This is a genomic window from Hymenobacter agri, assembly GCF_054778495.1.
Genome location: NZ_BAAGZM010000290.1, coordinates 1 through 5,256, shown reverse-complemented (window position 1 = coordinate 5,256; position 5,256 = coordinate 1). Strand labels below are relative to the sequence as shown.

The window sequence follows — 5,256 nt, the reverse complement described above, 5'->3', positions numbered from 1 at the left end:
ATGCACGCAGCCCGAATTAAAATTTGCATCGACCGACATAATCACAGAACCATCCTCACTTAGACCACCGCCAAATTCTTATAGCTTTTTGCCAGCTCAATAAGGGATTGGTTTTCTGCGCTCTGCCCAAAAGCAGTGGGGGAAATAAGAATAAAAAGCCCTGTAAGTAGTTTTTTCATGGCTGAAAGATAGAGGTGGTAAGCGTGAAAAATACTCTGCCCGGTGAAGAGTTGGTTAGCTGCTGCTACCCAATATATTTCCCTACGTCTTTACCCACCAGCGTGCGCTCAATGCGCCGGTCGGGGATGAGCCACATCAGCGCCACGGCCACGTAGATGGCGCCCGCCACCCATGGCTGCCAGAAGCTGGCCGCGATGCCCGCCACGTAGAGCGGCGGCGACGACAGCCCCTTGAAGTCGCGTCCGATGGCGCGGGCCAAGGTCGAGTCGGGCCCTTCGAGGGCGATAATGCGGCTCTGTAGTATCCAGTAGGCCACGCCGGACATGAGCAGCGTGATGCCATACACGGCCAGCGTGGCGGGGGCAAAGTGGTTTTCGCCCATCCAGCCCGTGGCGAAGGGCACCAGCGACAGCCAGAACAGCAAGTGCAGGTTGGCCCACAGCACGCCGCCCGATACTTTGGTAGTGCCGGCCAGCATCATGTGGTGGTTGTTCCAGTAGATGCCGATGTACACGAAGCTCAGCACGTAGCTGAGCACTACGGGCAGCAGCGGGCGCAGCGCCGCAAAATCGGCCCCGTGCGGCACCTTGATTTCCAGCACCATGATGGTGAGGATGATGGCCAGCACGCCATCGCTGAAAGCTTCGAGTCGTCCTTTGTGCATGGATAGTGGGTGCGTGCCGTTGGGGGCAGGCGCGTGGCGCTAAAGTAGGGCTGTGCGGCAGCATCCGCTACTTTCGTAGCCTTTCCTGTCCCAGAACGCGCTATGTACGCCCGCATCCAGAATGCCCTCGCCCAGCTAGAAGCCACCCACGGCATCCGTATTCTCTACGCGTGCGAGTCGGGCAGCCGCGCCTGGGGCTTTCCGTCGCCCGATTCCGACTACGACGTGCGCTTCATCTACTGCCACCCCGCCGACTGGTACCTAACCCTCGACGAAGGCCCCGACACGCTCAACTTCCCCGTCGACGATGAACTGGACCTGGCTGGCTGGGAGCTGCGCAAGGCCCTGCGCCTGCTGCGCGGCTCCAACGCCTCCCTGTTTGAGTGGTTGCAGTCGCCCATCGTCTACAGCGAGGCGCTGGATTTTCGGGCCCGGCTGGCCTCCCTGCTGCCCGCCGCCTTCAACCTGAAAGCTGGCCTGCACCACTACCTGGGCCAGTTGCGCCGCGGCGTGGAAGAGGACTTGGCCGGTGAAGAAGTTCGGCTGAAACGCCTGTTCTACGCCCTGCGCTCGGCCCTGGCCGCCCGCTGGATTCGCGAGCGCCACACCGTGCCGCCCATGGAATTCGCCCCGCTGCGGACGTTGCTGCCCGCTGCCTTCAATGCTGAAGTAGCCACGCTGCTGGCCGCCAAAGCTAGCGCTGATGAGAAAACAACTGGGCCCCGCCCGGTGGCGTTAGGCGAATTTTTGCGGGAAGAGCTGGCTGCCGGACAGGCCGCGCGCGATGCCTTGCCGGTGCTGCGGGGGAGTAGCGTGGCCAGCGAGCTGGATGCATTGTTTCGGGCGCTGCTGGCCGAGCCTTTTGCGGCCTAGCGAACTGTAGCGCGGACTTTCAGTCCGCGAGTACAAGTATCTGTTGGATGATGTATTCGATGATTCTAGCGAATTAGCAAACTCGTGGACTAAAAGTCCGCGCTACTTTCGTGCATGACCATTGACGACCTGCGCCGCCAGAACCTGATTCTCTTCGAAGCCATCAGCGGCAGCCGCGCCTACGGCACCAATCTGCCGCATTCAGATACCGACCTGAAAGGCGTTTTTATTCTGCCCGAAGACCAGTTTTTCGGCCTCGACTATGTGCCGCAAGTCGCCAATGAAACCAACGACGAGGTGTTTTATGAGCTGCGTCGCTTCGTGGAATTGCTTCTGAAAAACAACCCCACCGTACTCGAATTACTGGGCACGCCGGCCGACTGCGTTGTATACAAACATCCTTTATTCGAACAGTTCAAAGCCGATGATTTTCTCTCGAAGCTCTGCCGGCAAAGTTTTGCCGAGTACGCCGTGGCGCAAATTCGCAAAGCCCGTGGGCTGAATAAGAAAATCAATCATCCCGAGCCCCCGGCCCGCAAATCGGTTCTCGATTTCTGCTACGTGACGGCCGGCGCGGGGGCGCAGCCGGCCACCGACTGGCTGGGCCGCCGTGGCTACGAAGCCGCGCAGTGCGGCTTAGCCAACGTACCGCACCTTAACGATTTATACGCGCTTTTTATCGACGTCACGCCCGGCCGCCCGCTTGGCTACCGCGGCCTCGTGCGCGATGCCGAAACTTCGCAGGACGTGCTGCTCTCAGCCGTGCCGAAAGGGGAGGAGCCCATGGCCTACCTATCCTTCAATCGCAACGGCTATAGCACGTACTGCAGGGTATTTCGCGAGTATTGGGATTGGGTGGAAAAGCGAAATAAGGAACGCTACGAAAATACCGTGCAGCACGGCAAAAATTACGATGCGAAAAACATGCTGCACGTATTTCGCCTGCTGCAAATGGCCGAAGAGATTGCCAAATGCGGCGAGTTGAACGTGCGCCGTCCCAACCGCGAATTCCTGCTGCAAATTCGGCGTGGTGAATTTGAGTATGAGCAGTTGGTGGCCGACGCCGAGCAGCTGGTGGCGCGGGTAGAAGCTGCTTTTGTCACTTCGGCGCTCCCCGATGCGCCCGATAAGGAAACCGCCGAGCGGCTATTAATTCGGGTGCGTCGAATGTTTTATCAGATAATGAATTGACAAATAGTTAATTCTTGCTCGTCAACAGCGCGCTAAGGCCTACCGGAGCCACAACCATTGCCTCGCCCTGAGGACCGGTTGTGACGGTGATAGGAGTGAAACGATTTTGGTAATACCAAAAAAAGCGGCTGGAAATCGGTTGCGGATGCTCGGCGTATGATTTTTCGATGAGGGTTTTGGTGCGTTGAATAAACTGCATAAAATCGAGCGGTTTTTCCGGCGTGATTCGACAGATATTAACCAGCCCTTTATTGGGAATGGCAACTACCGCACCCCATTGGCCCACGAGTTCCGGCGAATTATTTGCCAGGTCGAGGGCGTAACTGCCGGCGTAGTCCTCATTGCCGATAAAACTGATTTCAATACTGCCACCAGTGCCGTCAAATTGCTTGGTGATTTTTTGAACGGGCTGCCTGTTAACGTTGTGCTGGGCAATTTGGAAAATATCTTCTGCCGACTTATTCCATGAAGCGAAAAGCGGCTTGGGAACGGGGGTAAAGGCCCCGGGAAGGTCGAGCATCAGCATCGTGTAAGTGCCATCCAGGTCGACTTTAGTCACATAGTTGTCGATGCCGCCGCGTTGCGTCACGGTTTGCTGCGAATAAATACGTACACTGAGATATTTCGCAACGGTATCGAAATTCTGTACATTCAAATTTGCCTGCTTGCGAATGGAGGCAAATAAGTTGGTAAAGTGGTCCTGTATGAGGCCAGGCAACTGATTTTTATCGGCAACGGCCAGACATTTAGCAAGCAAATTATCAAGGTTTACCGTGCCCTTATTCTGGCCCTGAAGCTCAATAACACCGTCTTTTACTTGTTTCACCGGATATTCCCGCCCAATGGCCGCAACCGACAAATCGACAATTTTCTTGTAGTCGTCTTTACTAATAGCCGCTCGGTAGGCTTTGGGTACGGTGTAGCTGATGGTTTGTGCCCCGGCGCTACCAAGACAAAGCAGAATAAGGAAGAAAGTAATCAGTGATTTCATGCTGAGCGGAAGGAAGGTTGAATAAGTGCCTCTGGCGGCATTGAAATGTGAAATAGCCGGTAGGACCAGGGGTAAATCTACTACCTTGCGCCCATGCAATCTTCTCTGCTGTCTCAGACCCGTGCTGCCCTGCTGGGCCTGGCCGTGGGCGACGCCCTCGGCGTGCCCGTCGAGTTTGCGCCCCGCGCCGCTCGCCAAAAAGACCCTGTTGTCGACATGCGTGCTTATGGCACTCACCACCAGCCCGCCGGCACCTGGTCCGACGACGCCTCGCTCACTTTTTGCTTAGCTGAAACGCTGGCGCGTCCCGGCGGCCGCCACGGCGCGCCCGATTTGGCCGACTTCGCCCGGCGCAGCATCAACTGGCTCTACCAGTCGTACTGGACGGCGCACGGCAAAACTTTCGATGTCGGCAACGCCACCCGCGCGGCCATCGACCGGCTGCAACGTGGCATCGAGCCTACCCAAGCCGGTCCCAGTTCCGAATTTGATAATGGCAACGGCGCGCTCATGCGCATTCTGCCCTTGGCGTTTCACGATGTTTGGCGCGCTGAAAACCTCGATATGAACGCCGCCTGGACGCTCACCGAAAATGTAGCCAGCGTCACGCACGGCCACCCGCGCTCCACGCTGGGCTGCTTCCTGTACCTGCTGGTGGCGCGGGGGCTGCTGGCGGGTTTAACTCCTGCGGATGCCTGTGCAGCCATGTGCGAACTTGCTAATCCGTGGTTAGCGCAAAGCCACAAACGAACGGCTGAACAAGCCAGCTACTATCAGGCAACGCTTAATGGCAAATTACCCAAGCTAAAGGAGGCAGTGATTTCGTCCTCCGGCTATGTAGCTCACACCCTCGAAGCAGCGCTGTGGTGTCTGTTGCGGCACGACACTTACGCCGCTACTGTGCTGGCCGCCGTGAACCTTGGCGACGACACCGATACCACCGGCGCCGTGGCCGGCGGCCTTGCGGGCCTGGCCTACGGCGAAGCCGGCATTCCGGCCGAGTGGCTGGCCGTGCTGGCCCGCCGCGCCGACATTGAAAATCTGGCCGAACGGCTGGCGACAGCGTAGCAGGTGGCGTTAATTTTCTTACCTTCTGGCATGAATACGACGCCCACCCCCCGCCCGCTGCCCAACTCGTATTGGGCCACCCCGCTGCTGCTCGCCTCCGAGTACCCCGGCGACAAACAGCCCGACCAGGCTGCCCACCGCCTCGACCTGCTACTGGCCGCCGGCATCCGCGACTTCTACGACCTCACCGAGGCCCACGAAAAGCTCGAACCCTACGAAGACCTACTGCGGGCCCGCGCCGCCCACCTGGGCCTGCCCGCCGAAAGCGTGCGCTACCGCCGCTTGCCCA

The 5,256-nt window shown here is 58.3% G+C and carries 6 protein-coding genes; 4 read left to right on the top strand and 2 right to left on the bottom strand.

Going from position 1 to position 5,256, the window contains the following annotated elements; all coding sequences use genetic code 11:
* Window positions 1-244 precede the first annotated feature (244 nt).
* Window positions 245-844, bottom strand: a complete 600-nt coding sequence (locus tag ACYVDE_RS13945; protein WP_460502153.1) for a TMEM175 family protein — start codon at window positions 842-844, stop codon at window positions 245-247.
* 102 nt (window positions 845-946) lie between these two features.
* On the opposite strand from ACYVDE_RS13945, the gene ACYVDE_RS13940 reads away from it, so the two are divergent.
* Window positions 947-1,717 (top strand): nucleotidyltransferase domain-containing protein, encoded by a 771-nt coding sequence (locus ACYVDE_RS13940; RefSeq protein ID WP_460502152.1) that lies wholly within the window; start codon window positions 947-949, stop codon window positions 1,715-1,717.
* A 114-nt stretch (window positions 1,718-1,831) separates the two neighbouring features.
* Complete coding sequence (locus ACYVDE_RS13935) at window positions 1,832-2,908, top strand: DNA polymerase beta superfamily protein (protein ID WP_460502151.1); 1,077 nt, start codon at window positions 1,832-1,834, stop codon at window positions 2,906-2,908.
* A gap of 7 nt (window positions 2,909-2,915) precedes the next feature.
* Here ACYVDE_RS13935 and ACYVDE_RS13930 read toward each other — a convergent pair whose 3' ends face one another.
* Window positions 2,916-3,899, bottom strand: a complete 984-nt coding sequence (locus ACYVDE_RS13930) for a hypothetical protein (RefSeq protein WP_460502150.1) — start codon at window positions 3,897-3,899, stop codon at window positions 2,916-2,918.
* A gap of 93 nt (window positions 3,900-3,992) precedes the next feature.
* On the opposite strand from ACYVDE_RS13930, the gene ACYVDE_RS13925 reads away from it, so the two are divergent.
* Both ACYVDE_RS13925 and ACYVDE_RS13920 read left to right on the top strand, forming a co-directional pair.
* On the top strand, window positions 3,993-4,967 hold the full coding sequence (locus ACYVDE_RS13925) for an ADP-ribosylglycohydrolase family protein (protein WP_460502149.1): 975 nt from the start codon (window positions 3,993-3,995) through the stop codon (window positions 4,965-4,967).
* 30 nt (window positions 4,968-4,997) lie between these two features.
* Window positions 4,998-5,256: hypothetical protein (locus tag ACYVDE_RS13920; protein ID WP_460502148.1), on the top strand; the 259-nt coding region annotated here is incomplete at its 3' end.